This window comes from Streptococcus infantis (genome assembly GCF_047464615.1).
Lineage (GTDB): Bacteria > Bacillota > Bacilli > Lactobacillales > Streptococcaceae > Streptococcus > Streptococcus infantis_Y.
Genome location: NZ_JASHBO010000002.1, coordinates 68,492 through 85,418, shown reverse-complemented (window position 1 = coordinate 85,418; position 16,927 = coordinate 68,492). Strand labels below are relative to the sequence as shown.

Genomic DNA, 16,927 nt, shown 5'->3' with positions numbered 1-16,927 from the left:
CTTGTCATTCGTTTCCAATAATTGATTGAGATTGAAGAATAGCGCTTTCTTTGTTAAAATCTAAGAGGGAAAGCCTATAAAGGAGGACTAAGATGAAAGCTAGATTAAGAGAAAAAATGCTGGTTTTTATCAGCCTATTTGTAGTTGTTTTATGGTTATCACCAAACTGGGTGAATTTCTCCTTTACGATAGGAACTCAGAGCCATAACTGGACCACTTTTGTTCTGTTTATCTTATTGCCCCTCATAGGTCTTGGCTACCTTGTGCTAGCTTTCTTTAAAAGAAAGTGCTGGCTCTTCTTTTTTGGTTTAGCTTGTATCTTTGCTTTTCCGATTACCATGGCAGTAGGGAGCTTTTTACTAGGTCCCTAATCCTAATCAGAACTTATGTTATTTTTGAGAAAATACAACATGATTTAAGGGCTTGATACCTTTGTAAACGATTTACAAATAACTTGTTTTTATGGTAAAATAGTGTCATGAGTAAAATGTATTATGCAGAAAATCCAGATGCAGCCCATGATGTTCATGAGCTTAGAGTTGAGCTACTTGGGCAAAAGATGACCTTTTTGACGGATGCTGGTGTCTTTAGTAAAAAAATGATTGACTTTGGAAGTCAGTTGTTGTTAAGATGCCTTGATGTTCAAAAAGGTGAAAAAATTCTTGATGTTGGTTGTGGCTACGGTCCAATAGGCTTGTCTTTGGTTAAAGCTTATGGTGCCCAAGCGACTATGGTGGATATCAATAACCGTGCCCTGGATTTAGCCCAGCAAAATGCAATGAAAAACAAGGTTCAAGCGATTATCTTCCAGTCTAATATTTATGAGCAGGTAGAGGGACAATTTGACCATGTCATTTCCAATCCTCCTATTCGCGCTGGCAAGCAAGTAGTCCACGAAATCATTGAGAAAAGTATAGACTTTTTAGTAGATGGTGGGGATTTGACGATCGTTATTCAGAAAAAACAAGGAGCCCCAAGTGCCAAAAGTAAGATGGAAGACGTATTTGGCAATTGCGAGATTGTAAAAAAAGATAAGGGATATTATATCCTTAGAAGTGTGAAAGAATGAGAACAGTAGATCTAATCCAGAAAAAAAGAGACGGGCAAGAACTCAGTTCGAACGAAATCCAATGGTTGATTGAAGGCTATGTCGCAGGAACTGTTCCTGACTACCAGATGTCAGCATTTGCCATGGCAGTTTACTTCCAAGGAATGACCACGAGAGAAATTTCTGATTTAACCATGAATATGGTTAAGACAGGTCAGGAGTTTGATTTGTCTGCTATAGATGGTGTTAAGGTTGATAAACACTCTACGGGCGGTGTCGGTGACAAGGTAACTTTAATCCTAGCACCCTTGGTAGCCAGTTTTGATGTCCCAGTGGCTAAGATGAGCGGTAGGGGCTTAGGCCACACTGGTGGTACTATCGATAAATTAGAATCCATCAAAGGTTTTCAGATTGAACGAAGTCAGGATGAATTTATCAAACAAGTTCAAGATATTGGTGTTTCAGTTATTGGGCAATCCGATCAACTGGTTAAGGCTGACAAACTTCTCTATGCCCTTCGTGATGTGACGGCAACAGTGGATACCATTCCCTTGATTGCTAGTTCGGTCATGAGTAAAAAAATTGCAGCTGGAGCTGATGCTATCTTACTTGATGTAACAGTGGGTGAAGGTGCCTTTATGAAGACAGTTGATGAGGCACGCCAACTGGCTCAAACCATGGTAAACCTTGGTAAGGCTGTAGGTCGTAAGACAGTAGCAGTTATTACTGATATGAGTCAACCCTTGGGACGTGCCATTGGGAATCGCTTGGAAATTCTAGAAGCACTAGAAATTCTTCAGGGTAAAGGACGCGAGGATATTAGTAACTTTATCTGTGAGTTAGCACAGATTATGCTTTCTCTGGCAAATGTTGAAAAAACAGTCGAGGAAGTAAGGCAACATCTTGAAAATGGTCAGGCACTCAAGAAATTCGAAGCGATGGTCCTCGCTCAAGGTGGAGATTTAGAAGATCTTTATCGACCTGTAACAGTTGATCATGTGGTAGAAATTCCTGCTCAGGAAGATGGTGTTATTGAGGCACTGCCAGCCATGGAGTTTGGTCTTTTTGCTATGAGATTGGGTGCTGGTCGTGCCGTTAAAACAGATGCCCTTGACTATGAGACAGGTATCGTTTTTGAGAAGAAAGTGGGAGATTCGGTCAAACAGGGTGAAATTGTCGCAAAAGTATATACAAATGGGAAAATTTCTCCGGAACTAGTTACAGATTTCCAAAATTATGTTAAAATTAAGATAAGTGATGAAGCGATCAAAACGCGTGAAATCATTGAAATTATCTCCTAATTTAAGGAAAAAACGAAATGAAACTAAATAAATACATTGATCATACGCTTTTAAAGCAAGATGCAACAGAAGAACAAATTGATCGTTTGTTATCTGAAGCTAAAGACTTTGATTTTGCCAGTGTTTGTGTCAATCCTTGCTGGGTTTCGCATGCAAAAACTGCACTCGTAGATACTGATGTCAAGGTTTGTACAGTAGTAGGCTTCCCTCTTGGAGCTACAACTTCAGCTGTCAAGGCTTATGAAACCAAAGAAGCAATTCAAAATGGTGCTGACGAAATTGATATGGTTATCAATGTTGGTGCACTCAAATCAGGAAATGCTGCATTAGTTGAGTCAGATATTCGAGCAGTTGTTGAAGCAAGCGAAGACAAACTCGTTAAGGTTATTATCGAGGCTTGTTTATTAACTGATGAGGAAAAAGTTCTGGCTTGCCAGCTAGCCCAGAAAGCAGGAGCAGACTTTGTCAAGACGTCAACAGGTTTCTCAACAGGTGGAGCGACTTTGCCAGATGTTCAATTAATGCGCCAGACAGTTGGACCTGATATGGGGGTTAAGGCTGCTGGAGGCGCACGTTCTTATGCGGATGCTGTTGCTTTTGTTGAAGCTGGAGCTACTCGTATCGGAACATCTTCTGGTGTAGCAATCTTAAAAGGAGAGTTAGCAGATGGCGACTACTGAGTTGATTGATTTAGCGATTGAGACTAGTAAAAAGGCTTATGTCCCTTACTCACATTTTCCGATTGGCGCTGTTTTGGTAGCCAAAGACGGAAGTGTTTATACAGGATGCAATATTGAAAATGCTAGCTACCCCTTGACCAACTGTGGTGAGAGAACAGCTATTTTTAAAGCTATCTCCGAAGGACAACGTGAGTTTTCAGAATTGATTGTTTACGGTCAAACTGAGAAACCTATTTCTCCTTGTGGAGCTTGTCGCCAAGTTATGGTTGAATTTTTTGAACAAGATCTAAAGGTGACCTTAGTTGCCAAAGATAAATCGACGGTCGAGATGACGGTCGGGGAATTACTTCCATACTCATTTACAGACTTACATTAGTTAGTCTGCGTCACTCCCTGAGTGACAAGGGTCCTTGTGACCAATCAATCCATACTTGCAACTTCGTTGCGCATCTTATTTAGGAGGTTCAGTAATGAACAAGAAACAATGGCTAGGCCTTGGTCTAGTTGCAGTAGCAGCATTTGGACTTGCTGCATGTGGTAATCGCTCTTCTCGTAACGCAGCATCTTCATCTTCTGATTTGAAGACTAAAGCAGCTATCGTTACAGATACTGGTGGTGTTGATGATAAATCATTCAACCAATCAGCTTGGGAAGGTCTTCAAGCTTGGGGTAAAGAGCACAATCTTGCAAAAGATAAAGGCTACACATACTTCCAATCAACAAGTGAAGCTGACTACGCTAACAACTTAAACCAAGCAGCAGGAAGCTACAACTTGATTTATGGTGTTGGTTTTGCCCTTCACAATGCAGTTGAAGAAGCAGCGAAAGAACATGCAGACTTGAACTATGTTTTGATCGATGATGTGATTAAAGATCAAAAGAACGTAGCAAGTGTAACATTTGCTGATAACGAAGCAGCTTACCTTGCAGGTGTAGCAGCAGCTAAAACTACTAAAACAAAACAAGTTGGTTTTGTAGGTGGTATGGAATCTGAAGTTATTTCTCGTTTCGCAGCTGGTTTCAAAGCTGGTGTTGAGTCAGTTGACCCATCTATCAAAGTACAAGTAGACTACGCTGGTTCATTTGGTGATGCCGCTAAAGGTAAAACAATCGCTGCAGCTCAATACGCTGCAGGTGCAGACGTAATCTACCAAGCAGCTGGTGGTACTGGTGCAGGTGTCTTCTCAGAAGCTAAATCTTTGAATGAAAGCAAAAACGAAGGCGAAAAAGTTTGGGTTATCGGTGTAGACCGTGACCAAGTTGAAGAAGGTAAATATACTTCTAAAGATGGTAAAGAATCAAACTTCGTACTTGCTTCTACTTTGAAACAAGTCGGAACAACAGTTCAAGATATCGCAAACAAAACTGAAAAAGGTGAATTCCCTGGCGGTCAAGTGATCGTTTACTCATTGAAGGATAAAGGGGTTGATCTAGTAACAACTAACCTTTCTGAAGAAGGTAAAAAAGCTGTTGAAGATGCAAAAGCTAAAATCCTTGATGGAAGTGTAAAAGTTCCTGAAAAATAATGGATGAAAGTCATTTCTTAGGGGAGCGGCCTGTGGCCGCTTCTTTAAGAATTGAGACAAAGTGTTTTGTCTCAATAGAGCTTGCTAAGTTTCTTTAGCAGGTTTTATTGAAACAAAATAAAACTCTGAAAGGAAGAGCACATGGCACACGAAAATGTCATTGAGATGCGTGAAATTACCAAAGTTTTTGGTGAATTTGTCGCTAACGACAAGATTAACCTTGAACTTCGTAAAGGTGAAATTCATGCACTTTTAGGAGAAAATGGAGCTGGTAAGTCCACTCTTATGAACATGCTTGCAGGGCTTCTAGAACCAACTAGTGGTGAAATTGTGGTTAACGGTCAAGTTGTAAAACTAGACTCGCCATCAAAAGCAGCTAGCCTAGGAATTGGGATGGTTCACCAGCACTTTATGTTGGTAGAGGCTTTCACTGTTGCTGAAAATATCATTTTGGGAAGCGAATTAACCAAAAATGGTGTCCTAGATATTGCTCGAGCAAGTCGAGAAATTCTTGAATTATCAGAGCGTTATGGACTAGCTGTAGACCCATCTGCTAAAGTAGCAGATATCTCTGTTGGTGCTCAACAACGTGTTGAAATTTTGAAGACACTTTATCGTGGTGCCGATATTCTTATCTTTGACGAACCAACTGCTGTTTTAACGCCGTCAGAAATCGATGAGTTGATGGCTATCATGAAGAACTTGGTCAAAGAAGGCAAATCAATTATCTTGATTACCCACAAGTTGGATGAAATTCGTGCGGTTTCTGACCGCGTTACAGTTATCCGCCGTGGGAAATCAATCGAAACAGTTGAAATTGCTGGTGCAACTAATGCTGACTTGGCAGAAATGATGGTGGGACGTTCTGTTTCCTTCAAAACTGAGAAGCAAGCACCACAACCTAAAGAAGTCGTTCTTTCCATCAAAGACTTGCTTGTTCATGAAAACCGTGGCGTTCCTGCTGTTAAAAATCTTTCACTCGATGTTCGAGCTGGTGAGATTGTCGGAATTGCCGGAATTGATGGAAATGGTCAGTCTGAATTGATCCAAGCTATCACAGGACTTCGTAAGATTGAGTCTGGTAGTGTGGAATTGAAAGGCCAGTCCATTGTAGGATTGCATCCACGTCAAATTACTGAACTGAGCGTTGGTCACGTTCCGGAAGACCGTCACCGTGATGGTTTGGTCTTGGAAATGATGATTTCTGAAAATATCGCTCTTCAAACCTACTATAAAGAACCTCTTAGCAAGAAGGGAATTTTAAATTATACGAATATCCTTGACTATGCAAAAAAATTAATGCAGGAGTTTGATGTTCGTGCTGCTAGTGAGATTGTTCCAGCTTCTGCCCTTTCTGGAGGAAATCAACAAAAAGCAATCATCGCTCGGGAGATTGATCGAAATCCGGATCTCCTCATCGTCAGCCAACCAACTCGTGGTTTGGACGTCGGTGCCATTGAGTACATTCACAAACGCTTGATTCAAGAACGTGATAATGGGAAAGCTGTCCTTGTAGTCAGCTTTGAACTAGATGAGATTCTAAATGTCTCAGATAGAATCGCTGTTATCCATGATGGTAAGATTCAAGGGATTGTAACGCCAGAAACAACCAACAAGCAAGAACTTGGTGTCTTGATGGCTGGTGGTGAATTGGAAAAAGGAGAAGAGTGATGTCTAAAAAATTACAACAAATTTCGGTTCCCTTGATTTCTGTTATCCTTGGAATCTTGCTTGGAGCCATCGTCATGTGGATTTTTGGCTACGATGCTATTTGGGGTTATGAAGAGTTGTTCTACACAGCCTTTGGTAGTGTTCGTGGAATCGGTGAAATCTTCCGTGCAATGGGGCCATTAGTCTTGATTGCTCTTGGATTTGCAGTTGCGAGTCGTGCTGGTTTCTTTAACGTTGGTCTTCCAGGACAAGCACTCGCTGGATGGGTTATGAGTGGCTGGTTTGCTCTTTCGAATCCAGATTTGCCACGTCCATTGTTGATTCTTGCGACAGTTGTCATTGCGTTGGTGGCTGGAGGAATCGTTGGTGCCATTCCTGGTATTTTAAGAGCTTATCTTGGAACATCTGAAGTCATCGTAACCATCATGATGAACTACATTGTTCTTTATGTGGGAAATGCCTTTATCCACCACTTCCCTAAAGAAATCATGCAAAGTACAGACTCATCTATCCGAGTAAGTGCAAATGCAACTTATCAAACACCATGGCTTGCTGAGTTAACAGGAAACTCTCGTATGAATATTGGGATTTTCTTTGCCATCATTGCAGTTGCAGTTATCTGGTTCTTGCTTAAGAAGACAACTCTCGGTTTTGAAATCCGTGCAGTTGGTCTAAATCCAAATGCTTCTGAATACGCTGGTATTTCAGCGAAACGTACCATTATTTTATCAATGATTATTTCTGGTGCCCTTGCAGGACTTGGTGGAGCGGTAGAAGGTCTTGGTACCTTCCAGAACGTTTATGTCCAAGGTTCATCATTGGCAATCGGATTTAATGGTATGGCGGTCAGTCTACTTGCTGCAAACTCACCAATTGGAATTCTTTTTGCAGCCTTCTTGTTCGGAGTGCTTCAAGTTGGAGCCCCTGGTATGAATGCTGCTCAAGTACCATCTGAGCTTGTAAGTATCGTTACAGCCTCAATTATCTTCTTTGTCAGTGTTCATTACATCATCGAACGCTTTGTCAAACCAAGAAAACAACTTAAAGGAGGTAAATAAGGATGTCGATTACAACAATGTTAACCCTTATGGTTTCTTCAATGTTGATTTACTCAGCACCACTTATTTTCACAAGTATCGGAGGAGTTTTCTCTGAACGTGGTGGAGTTGTTAACGTTGGTCTTGAAGGAATCATGGTCATGGGTGCCTTTTCTGGAGTTGTTTTTAACCTTGAATTTGCTCAAGATTTAGGAGCAGCGACCCCTTGGTTGGCTCTTCTAGTTGGTGGATTAGTCGGAGCTATCTTCTCGCTCATTCATGCAGTGGCTACAATTCATTTCCGTGCTGACCATGTTGTCAGTGGTACCGTACTTAATTTGATGGCGCCAGCCTTGGCAGTCTTCTTGGTGAAGGTGCTTTATAACAAGGGACAAACGGATAACTTAACGCAAACTTTTGGACGTTTTGATTTCCCTCTTTTGGCTAATATCCCAGTTATCGGAGATATCTTCTTCAAGTCAACAAGTTTACTTGGTTATATTGCAATTGCCTTCTCATTCTTAGCTTGGTTTGTCCTCTTTAAAACTCGCTTTGGACTTCGCCTCCGTTCAGTAGGTGAACATCCACAAGCAGCAGATACTTTGGGGATTAATGTCTACAAGATGAGATATCTTGGAGTTGTGATTTCAGGTTTCCTTGGAGGAATCGGTGGAGCTATCTACGCTCAGTCAATTTCCGTTAACTTCTCAGTTACAACCATCGTTGGACCTGGATTTATCGCACTTGCTGCTATGATTTTCGGTAAGTGGAATCCTGTTGGTGCTATGCTTTCAAGTCTCTTCTTCGGACTATCACAAAGTTTAGCAGTTATCGGTTCTCAACTTCCTTTCTTGCAAGGAGTTCCAGCCGTTTACTTGCAAATTGCACCATATCTTTTGACCATTGTCGTATTAGCAGCCTTCTTTGGTAAAGCTGTTGCACCGAAGGCAGATGGTATCAACTATATCAAATCTAAATAAACAAAAAAAGCGTCAGTTTGAAACTGATGCTTTATTTTTTAGGTTCTTGGTGTGTGAGGTTTAAGCCCCAGGGAACAAGATTTTCTGTTTTATTACGAATACGATTGATGTTATCCTTATGGCGAATGATAATTAAGCTTGCGAGAGCTAGGATAATCACTACAAATAGTAAATCGTATCTTGGCAGTAGGAAACCGATAAGTGGAAAGAGGATCACCCCAAGTACAGCAGCGAGGGCAGCAGTAACACTAGAGAGAGAAATCATACTGCCTAGATAAAGAGTGCCGAAGAAAACAACTGCTAGATAGAGGCAAAATAGAGGAGCAAATCCGAAAATGACTCCAGCACTAGTTGCGACAGCTTTTCCTCCTTTAAAGCTTGCAAATACTGGGAAGGTATGCCCAATCACAGCTAAAAGGCCAAAGACTAGAGGTGAAACTCCTTGAACATGAAAGATAAGTGGGAGTAAGGTTGCGATGGTTCCTTTGAAAAAGTCAATCACGAAGGTTGCCATACCCGCTTTCTTACCTAGGATTCGAAAGGTATTGGTTGTTCCAGTATTACCAGAACCATGTTCTCTTAGATTAATCTTAAAGAAGATTTGCCCGATCCACAGTCCTGAAGGGATAGAACCCAATAAATAAGCTAAAATTAATAATACTATTGTCATCATGCTTCTATTATACCATGAAATAGGAGAGAAACGGAAAGGAATCTTTTCTCAAATTGTGACATCTGATTCTTTATGTAAGTAGAAAATTTTTCTCATGAACACTATTGTTCGGAAATTAAGGTTAAAGTTTTAAAAATTCATGAAAGTTTCTGAAATTCCTTGATTTTGTGTTTATTTATGCTATAATAGGAACAATTATTTTTAGGAGGTGGAATATGTCTTACTTATTCGAGATATTACCAAGTTTATTGAGCGGTGCTACAATGACCTTACAAGTTTTTGCACTGGTCTTACTTTTTTCAATCCCTTTAGGCATTTTGGTTGCCTTTTGCTTACAGGTCCATTGGAAACCCCTCCATTACATGATTGATGTTTATATCTGGGTGATGCGCGGGACACCCTTGCTCTTGCAACTAATTTTTATTTATTATGTCCTACCAAGTATCGGAATTCGTTTAGATCGAGTGCCTGCTGCGATTATTGCCTTCATGCTTAATTATGCAGCCTATTTTGCTGAAATTTTCCGTGGAGGAATTGCAACCATTCCTCAGGGGCAGTACGAAGCAGCTAAGGTTTTGAAATTTAATCCTATTGATACCGTTCGCTATATCATTTTGCCACAGGTGACCAAGATTGTCTTACCAAGTGTATTTAACGAGGTTATGAGTTTGGTTAAGGATACTTCTCTGGTCTATGCGCTCGGTATTTCAGATTTAATCCTAGCCAGTCGTACTGCAGCCAATCGTGATGCTAGCTTGATTCCAATGTTTCTAGCAGGAGCTATTTATCTGCTTATGATTGGTATCGTTACAATCCTAGCTAAAAAACTTGAGAAGAAGTTCAGCTACTATAGATAGGAGGTTATCCATGTTAGAGTTAAGAAATATCAGCAAAAAATTTGGAAAAAAAGAAATTTTATCCAATTTCAGTTTAACAATTCCTGAAAAGCAAATTTTAGCTATTGTTGGTCCTTCTGGTGGTGGGAAGACTACCTTGCTCAGAATGTTAGCTGGACTTGAAACTATTGATTCAGGAGAGATCTTTTATAATGGAGCATCCCTACCATTGGATGAACTTGAAAAGCGTCACTTGTTAGGTTTTGTTTTTCAAGATTTTCAGCTTTTTCCTCACCTATCTGTTATGGAAAACTTGATTTTGTCACCTATCAAGACTATGGGGATGTCTGAAGTAGACGCTAAGAAGAAGGCAACCGACTTACTCACTCGTCTTGGTCTCGAAGCTCATGTAGATGCCTATCCTTATTCCTTATCTGGTGGTCAAAAGCAACGTGTTGCCTTAGCACGAGCAATGATGATAGATCCTGAGGTGATTGGTTATGACGAACCAACTTCGGCTCTTGATCCAGAGTTGCGTCTCGAAGTGGAAAAACTAATCTTACAAAATAGAGAATTAGGTATGACTCAGATTGTCGTGACCCACGATCTTCAATTTGCAGAGAATATTGCTGACCAGATTCTCAAAGTAGAGCCTAAGTAGGAGGTGTCTATGAATCGAAAGAAAATCAGCCTTGTTTTGGTATTCTTTCTGGCTTTTTTCCTTGTAGGATGCACACAAAAAGCTAGTGATCCCAAAGTAGATAATTGGGAAAAATACCAACAACAAGGAACAATTACTATCGGATTTGACAATACTTTTGTTCCTATGGGATTTGAAGAAAAGAATGGGCAATATGTTGGATTTGATATTGATTTAGCCCAAGCTGTTTCTGAAAAACTTGGGTTCAAGGTACAGTTTCAACCCATTGATTGGGATATGAAGGAAACCGAACTTCAAAACGGGACCATTGATGCAATCTGGAATGGATATTCGGCGACTGATGAACGCCGTGAGAAAGTAGCTTTTACCATTCCTTATATGGAGAATCAGCAGGTTCTCGTTTCTAAAAAATCGCAAAATATTCAATCAGTGTCTGATATAGCAGGAAAGATTTTGGGGGCTCAAGCAGGTTCTTCTGGTTATCTAGATTTCGAAGCTCAACCAGAACTCTTAAAAAATATTGTAAAAGATCAAAAAGCAAACCAATATCAGAGTTTTAATGAAGCCTTGATTGACTTGCAAAATGATCGGATTGATGCTCTTTTAATTGACCGTGTTTATGCCAATTATTATCTTAAAACGGAAGGGATATTAGACCAGTATGAGATTTTCTCAGCCGGTTTTGAGAGTGAGTCATTTGCGGTCGGAGTAAGACCAGCGGATAAGACTTTATTAGCCAATTTGAATAAGGATTTTGTGGAATTGTATCAAGAAGGAAAATTTCAAGAAATTAGCCAAAAATGGTTTGGTGAAGATATTGCAACAAGTCAAGTTAAAGGAAAAGAAAACTGAGACTCTCGTCTTGGTTTCTTTTTTTAGGGTGAGAATGAGTGATTTTTTACTAAAAAGGACTTGTGAATAGGCTTTTAACTTGAAAATTTTGCAAAATCCTTAGAAAACCTGTAAAATAGAAAAGATGAACAAATAGGAGGTTCCTTGTGTCAAAAAAGGAAATCAATATTAACAATTATAATGATGACGCCATTCAGGTGCTAGAAGGGTTGGATGCAGTCCGTAAACGTCCAGGGATGTATATCGGATCGACTGACGGTGCTGGGCTACATCACCTTGTTTGGGAAATTGTCGATAATGCAGTCGATGAAGCCTTATCTGGATTTGGTGATCGCATTGATGTAACGATTAATAAAGATGGAAGTTTAACGGTTCAAGACCACGGACGTGGGATGCCAACTGGTATGCACGCTATGGGGATTCCGACAGTTGAGGTTATTTTTACCATTCTTCATGCTGGAGGAAAATTCGGTCAAGGTGGCTACAAGACTTCTGGTGGTCTTCACGGAGTTGGTTCTTCTGTCGTGAATGCCCTCTCTAGTTGGCTCGAAGTAGAAATTACACGTGATGGGGCTGTTTACAAACAACGCTTTGAAAATGGTGGGAAACCAGTAACAACTCTTGAAAAGGTTGGAACGGCACCTAAGTCTAAAACAGGTACCAAAGTGACCTTTATGCCGGATGCTAGTATCTTTTCTACGACAGACTTTAAATACAATACCATTTCAGAGCGGCTCAATGAGTCTGCCTTTCTCTTGAAAAATGTAACCTTGTCATTAACGGACAAACGAACAGATGAAGCAATTGAATTCCATTATGAGAATGGGGTACAAGACTTTGTTTCTTACCTCAATGAAGACAAGGAAACCTTGACGCCAGTCCTTTACTTTGAAGGCGAAGATAATGGTTTTCAAGTAGAAGTAGCCCTCCAATATAATGATGGATTTTCAGATAACATCTTGTCCTTTGTTAACAACGTTCGTACCAAGGACGGTGGAACGCATGAGACAGGACTCAAGTCTGCCATTACAAAAGTAATGAACGACTATGCGCGAAAAACTGGACTTCTCAAAGAAAAAGATAAAAACCTAGAAGGTTCAGATTACCGTGAAGGGTTGGCGGCAGTTCTTTCCATCCTTGTTCCTGAAGAACATTTGCAGTTTGAAGGACAGACTAAGGATAAACTAGGAAGTCCACTTGCTCGTCCCGTTGTAGATGGGATTGTAGCTGATAAGTTGACCTTCTTCCTTATGGAAAATGGGGAGTTGGCTTCTAATCTGATTCGTAAAGCTATCAAGGCTCGTGATGCCCGTGAAGCAGCACGTAAGGCGCGTGACGAGAGTCGTAATGGCAAGAAGAATAAGAAAGACAAGGGTTTGCTTTCTGGGAAATTAACCCCAGCCCAGTCTAAAAATCCAGCTAAGAATGAACTTTACCTAGTCGAAGGAGATTCTGCCGGTGGTTCTGCCAAACAAGGTCGTGACCGCAAGTTTCAGGCTATCTTGCCGCTTCGAGGTAAGGTTATCAATACAGCCAAGGCTAAGATGGCAGATATTCTCAAAAATGAAGAAATCAACACCATGATTTATACCATAGGTGCTGGTGTAGGAGCAGACTTCTCCCTTGAAGACGCTAACTATGACAAGATCATTATCATGACCGACGCAGATACCGACGGTGCCCACATTCAAACTCTTCTCTTAACCTTCTTTTATCGCTACATGCGTCCACTAGTTGAGGCAGGTCATGTCTATATCGCTCTTCCGCCTCTTTACAAGATGTCTAAAGGCAAAGGCAAGAAAGAAGAAGTGGCCTACGCTTGGACGGATAGCGAGCTAGAAGAACTTCGCAAGCAGTTCGGCAAAGGCGCTACCCTCCAACGCTACAAAGGTCTTGGTGAGATGAATGCGGACCAACTCTGGGAAACAACCATGAACCCAGAAACGCGTACTCTCATCCGTGTTACAATCGAAGACCTAGCACGCGCAGAACGTCGCGTCAATGTCCTCATGGGAGATAAAGTAGAACCACGTCGTAAGTGGATTGAAGATAATGTCAAATTTACGCTGGAAGAGAGTGGGGCGTTTTGAACGATGCAAAATAAACAATTTATGATAACTGAATTGAAAAAAATAGCTATGCAATTTAGAAAAGCTGTTGAAAAAGCAATTCAGACAGAAGAGATTATCGATTACAACCTAGTTAATTTTCCTAAGGGATGTTGCAGTTTTGTAAGTGACTACCTTCAGAGGTATTTATATGAACAAGGAATTGAATCATTATATGTTTCTGGTGAATATGGTTCTGGATGGGAAGGGGAATCTCATGCTTGGTTAGTTGCCTACGGAGATATAATTGTTGATATTACAGGAGATCAGTATCAAGATAACGAAGGAGAACTCTTTTATGATATTCCGGTGTATGTCGGTGAAGAGGATGGGTTTCATAAATTATTTAAATATAATGCCCCACTGATTTCCTATCCTGAGCAAGAAATAAATGATTCTCGTAATGGTCGTTTAAAAGAAAAGAAAAACAAAAATTACAATATAATTTTGAAATACATTCAAAATTAGAGTTTTGCACTGTGAAAAGGAGAATTCTTATGAAAGAATCAGATGTTCTGACTAGGATTGGATTGAAAGATAAAGACGAATTGGTCTATTTATTAGAAAATAGTGGATTAAATGAGAGGTTGTCTAGATTGGCTTCTATTGAGAGAGAACCACATTCTATTAGCTTAGAATTTTGTGAATCGGGATGTTACTTTAAAATAGTAAAAGATGATGTGAGCGATATATCGAGTGTTAAAGGAGAAAAATTTAAATTCTTTAGAAGAGGCTGGTCTTGCGTACTCAAATCACAAAAAAATAAAAATGTTTCTAAGCTAAGCTCTCCTAATATATTAGAAGGGCAGTATAATCCTAAGAAGTTAGATGGACAATATTTTTTTCACTCGGGGCATATTCTAGGTAAACAATTTTATAGTTTTATTTCTGATTATTCATGCAATGATAAATATAGTAGTGCCAAAGATATTATAAATAGCAAAGAGAAGAACATATTTCTACAATTTAGTGTTGCGAATAAAGAATCTAGTTCGTTCGTCAATAGAAGAAGTCAGGCTTATTATGAAAATTTAGTCACTGACTATTTTAATGCTGATATTGAAGAAATTTTTTATGAAGTAAAAGCTGTTTTTTATAGCAAAGACTCTAAATACCCTATTGGAACAGAAATATTTTTAAAACCCATTATCCGCAAGAGAATTCCTTCTTTGGAAAATGATTTGGAGGAAATTCATGTCTTTATACCAAATTTTGATGTAGATTTTAATTTGTCTAAATTACCTTCAGATTACGAGGGATATGTTAGCTATCGTAAATTTTATCTTGAAGGATACAAAGAAGTTTATAAAGATTGTTTTGAAAATATCTTTAAAGATAATTCAGATATAGTAAAAAACGATGAGGGAGAAAGAATATTTTACCTCGTACTGGGTCAAGAAAAAAATGCTATTTTTAGTCATATAGGAAGAGCTCAAAAATTTATGGGTGTAGATACAAACGCCTTAGATATTGAACAATTACCAGGTGATATTTCAAAAGATGAAATATTTATGTTTTCAGAAAATCAGCAACAAGTAATTTTTGATTATTTGAAAAATCAAAAATTAATCAATCGCTCAAGGAATAAGAATTATTTCTATCCTGTTGTTAGACGTTCGGAATACAAAGGAATTTATTTTTCTGACCAAGAAATAAGAGAAAAAAGGATACAATTTGAAAAGGGGGCAAAAACTTTAGAAGATGCTCTAAAACTTATTTAGATTTTCATTTTGTCGAAATCACTATAATATAAACTAACCTATCATTTGAATTTCTGACAAGCTTACTAGGGCTAAAGTGAAGTCGCTAGTTTTTCTGACGGAGTGCTTTAGAGCAAATTCTGTTTGGCAGAAAATCCGGCGAGTGTTTTTTGAGTAAAAGACGAACGTTTATTTTTATTGCGAGCAGTTTTAAATCAAAAAAACTTTTCAGAAAATCAGGAAAGGTAAAAAAGGAATTAAAGTTAAAATAAAAAAATTTAGGAGATTATAGATTTGGAGGAATAGAAGATGATTATCAGACCTGCAAGCAGAAAAGATTGTCAAGCTATTTATAGCTTTTATCAAAGTGAAAAATGGCTTTCTTTTACAGAGGAAAAAGTGACAGATCTATTTTCAACAAATCTGTCTCATTACTTGGTGCTTGAAGAGGACCAGAAAATCCTTGGCTTTGCCCGTTATCTGACGGATGAAGTGCTGACGACCTTTTTAGCTGAAATAATTATTGATAAATCCCACCGCAGAAAAGGAATGGGGCAGCAGCTGATTGAGGAGATCCACAAAAAATATCCTTTGACACGGATTGAATTAATATCTGAAGCAGATGGATTTTATCGGGCAATAAGTTTTAAGCCTGTTGGTACAGGATTTAGAAAATCTGAATGAAAGGAGACAGCCAATGACGCTTGACAACAAACTGGGTCTGACAGATTCGCTTGAACTTGCCAAGATGGTTATGCGACGGAGGCTGCCCAAGCCTTTCTAGACTTTGTTTTTTCAGCAAGCTAGCTTGTCAGAAGTTTACTCTTTTACATCCTTACTCAATCAACTTTCGCAAAAAGTTATGCAAAAGCTAGGCATGGAATTTGTCAAAGAATTTGATAATGAAAAAGTTCCAGCAGACAGTCCGCTTTATAGACATGTCCTCTACAGAATCAAGAGTTTCCACTAAAAAGGCAGGTATTCCCATGAGAACTGAAACTGAGATGTTTGATGTGATTTTGCAAACTGCAAAAGTACTACAGGTCGATGCAGTCGCCATGTCCGGCTCGCGGACAAACCCAAAGGCTCCCAAGGACGAGTTCCAAGACTATGATGTAGTCTATATCGTGGAGGATTTGGATGGTCTGATAGCCGACCTTTCTTGGTTGGACCAGTTTGGCACACGTATCATTGAGCAGCATAATATCCTAGGCAACCGTCGTCTCTATCTCATGCTATTTGAAGATGGCAATCGGATTGATTTAACCCTCTGCCCCAAAGACCACATTCAAGAGTGGGTAGAAAGCGAAGCGGATTTCACGGTGCTAGAGGATCCTAAGGGCTTGTTTGTGCCTCATTCTCCCAGTCCAGAGCGCTTCTGGACAAGTCCAGCTAGTGAGACGGATTTTGAAAAATCTTGTAATGAATTTTGGTGGGTTTCCGCTTACGTGGTCAAAGGAATTTGTCGTAAGCAAATCATTTATGCTACTGACCATCTCTACGGTATTTGTCAGCAAGAATTGTTAAAAGTATTGGCCTGGCAGGTCGCAAGAGATAGAGGAGTAGTCGACATCGGTAAGAACTACAAGTATCTTTTCCAGTATTTACCTACAGAGAAAGAGAAGGAATTCTCTGATCTTCTTGATTTCTCAAGTTTAGACAAAATCACTCAGTCTTTATTGGCTACTATGAGTCTCTTTCATAGAGAAGCGCAAGATTTAGCCAAGAAGCTGGGCTTTGACTATGATAAGGAAGTGGCTGAGAAGTTGATTCAGTATGCTGAGGAAAAACTTCCTAATCACTAAGAAAATAAAGAACACAATTCAAAACTTTAAACTACAGAAAGGATAGTTT

18 protein-coding genes and 1 pseudogene are annotated in these 16,927 nt (G+C 39.5%); 18 read left to right on the top strand and 1 reads right to left on the bottom strand.

Going from position 1 to position 16,927, the window contains the following annotated elements; all coding sequences use genetic code 11:
- The first annotated feature begins 92 nt into the window (after window positions 1-92).
- The 9 genes from QM450_RS01680 (at window position 93) to QM450_RS01640 (ending at window position 8,243) form a co-directional block, all read left to right on the top strand.
- Entirely contained in the window at window positions 93-371 is a 279-nt protein-coding gene (locus QM450_RS01680) for a 1,4-dihydroxy-2-naphthoate prenyltransferase (RefSeq protein ID WP_414319475.1), read from the top strand.
- Window positions 372-478: 107 nt separating this feature from the next.
- Window positions 479-1,069, top strand: a complete 591-nt coding sequence (locus QM450_RS01675; RefSeq protein ID WP_414319474.1) for a class I SAM-dependent methyltransferase — start codon at window positions 479-481, stop codon at window positions 1,067-1,069.
- Window positions 1,066-2,349, top strand: coding sequence for a pyrimidine-nucleoside phosphorylase (locus QM450_RS01670; protein WP_414319473.1), 1,284 nt, complete (start codon window positions 1,066-1,068; stop codon window positions 2,347-2,349). The genes QM450_RS01675 and QM450_RS01670 overlap by 4 nt, the downstream gene beginning before the upstream one ends.
- A 17-nt stretch (window positions 2,350-2,366) precedes the next feature.
- Window positions 2,367-3,029 (top strand): deoxyribose-phosphate aldolase, encoded by a 663-nt coding sequence (gene deoC, locus QM450_RS01665; protein ID WP_075229116.1) that lies wholly within the window; start codon window positions 2,367-2,369, stop codon window positions 3,027-3,029.
- Window positions 3,016-3,405, top strand: coding sequence for a cytidine deaminase (locus QM450_RS01660; RefSeq protein WP_414319472.1), 390 nt, complete (start codon window positions 3,016-3,018; stop codon window positions 3,403-3,405). The genes deoC and QM450_RS01660 overlap by 14 nt, the downstream gene beginning before the upstream one ends.
- A gap of 94 nt (window positions 3,406-3,499) precedes the next feature.
- Window positions 3,500-4,555, top strand: a complete 1,056-nt coding sequence (locus tag QM450_RS01655) for a BMP family lipoprotein (protein WP_045763743.1) — start codon at window positions 3,500-3,502, stop codon at window positions 4,553-4,555.
- Between the two features lie 141 nt (window positions 4,556-4,696).
- A complete protein-coding gene (locus tag QM450_RS01650; protein WP_153224832.1) occupies window positions 4,697-6,226 on the top strand; it encodes an ABC transporter ATP-binding protein in 1,530 nt (509 codons plus the stop codon).
- On the top strand, window positions 6,226-7,284 hold the full coding sequence (locus tag QM450_RS01645) for an ABC transporter permease (protein ID WP_153224833.1): 1,059 nt from the start codon (window positions 6,226-6,228) through the stop codon (window positions 7,282-7,284). The genes QM450_RS01650 and QM450_RS01645 overlap by 1 nt, the downstream gene beginning before the upstream one ends.
- 2 nt (window positions 7,285-7,286) lie before the next feature.
- Window positions 7,287-8,243 carry an ABC transporter permease gene (locus QM450_RS01640; protein WP_414319471.1) on the top strand — a complete coding sequence of 319 codons (957 nt, stop codon included), beginning with the start codon at window positions 7,287-7,289 and terminating at the stop codon, window positions 8,241-8,243.
- 31 nt (window positions 8,244-8,274) lie between these two features.
- Here QM450_RS01640 and plsY read toward each other — a convergent pair whose 3' ends face one another.
- Complete coding sequence (gene plsY, locus QM450_RS01635) at window positions 8,275-8,916, bottom strand: glycerol-3-phosphate 1-O-acyltransferase PlsY (RefSeq protein WP_414319470.1); 642 nt, start codon at window positions 8,914-8,916, stop codon at window positions 8,275-8,277.
- A gap of 215 nt (window positions 8,917-9,131) precedes the next feature.
- Here plsY and QM450_RS01630 point away from each other — a divergent pair, with 215 nt between their 5' ends.
- The 9 genes and pseudogenes from QM450_RS01630 to QM450_RS01590 all read left to right on the top strand — a co-directional run bounded on the left by QM450_RS01630 (window position 9,132) and on the right by QM450_RS01590 (window position 16,878).
- On the top strand, window positions 9,132-9,773 hold the full coding sequence (locus QM450_RS01630; protein WP_414319469.1) for an amino acid ABC transporter permease: 642 nt from the start codon (window positions 9,132-9,134) through the stop codon (window positions 9,771-9,773).
- 10 nt (window positions 9,774-9,783) lie between these two features.
- Window positions 9,784-10,413 carry an amino acid ABC transporter ATP-binding protein gene (locus QM450_RS01625; RefSeq protein ID WP_414319468.1) on the top strand — a complete coding sequence of 210 codons (630 nt, stop codon included), beginning with the start codon at window positions 9,784-9,786 and terminating at the stop codon, window positions 10,411-10,413.
- Between the two features lie 9 nt (window positions 10,414-10,422).
- A complete protein-coding gene (locus QM450_RS01620) occupies window positions 10,423-11,265 on the top strand; it encodes an amino acid ABC transporter substrate-binding protein (RefSeq protein ID WP_414319467.1) in 843 nt (280 codons plus the stop codon).
- 146 nt (window positions 11,266-11,411) lie between these two features.
- Window positions 11,412-13,355 carry a DNA topoisomerase IV subunit B gene (parE, locus tag QM450_RS01615; RefSeq protein WP_414319466.1) on the top strand — a complete coding sequence of 648 codons (1,944 nt, stop codon included), beginning with the start codon at window positions 11,412-11,414 and terminating at the stop codon, window positions 13,353-13,355.
- A 3-nt stretch (window positions 13,356-13,358) separates the two neighbouring features.
- On the top strand, window positions 13,359-13,841 hold the full coding sequence (locus QM450_RS01610; protein WP_414319465.1) for a hypothetical protein: 483 nt from the start codon (window positions 13,359-13,361) through the stop codon (window positions 13,839-13,841).
- A 29-nt stretch (window positions 13,842-13,870) separates the two neighbouring features.
- Window positions 13,871-15,094, top strand: coding sequence for a hypothetical protein (locus QM450_RS01605; RefSeq protein ID WP_414319464.1), 1,224 nt, complete (start codon window positions 13,871-13,873; stop codon window positions 15,092-15,094).
- 288 nt (window positions 15,095-15,382) lie between these two features.
- Window positions 15,383-15,757 (top strand): GNAT family N-acetyltransferase, encoded by a 375-nt coding sequence (locus QM450_RS01600; RefSeq protein ID WP_414319463.1) that lies wholly within the window; start codon window positions 15,383-15,385, stop codon window positions 15,755-15,757.
- A gap of 66 nt (window positions 15,758-15,823) precedes the next feature.
- A pseudogene (locus QM450_RS01595) lies at window positions 15,824-16,043 on the top strand (GNAT family N-acetyltransferase); the annotation flags it as partial.
- 16 nt (window positions 16,044-16,059) lie between these two features.
- Window positions 16,060-16,878, top strand: a complete 819-nt coding sequence (locus QM450_RS01590; protein WP_414319462.1) for an aminoglycoside 6-adenylyltransferase — start codon at window positions 16,060-16,062, stop codon at window positions 16,876-16,878.
- Window positions 16,879-16,927 lie beyond the last annotated feature (49 nt).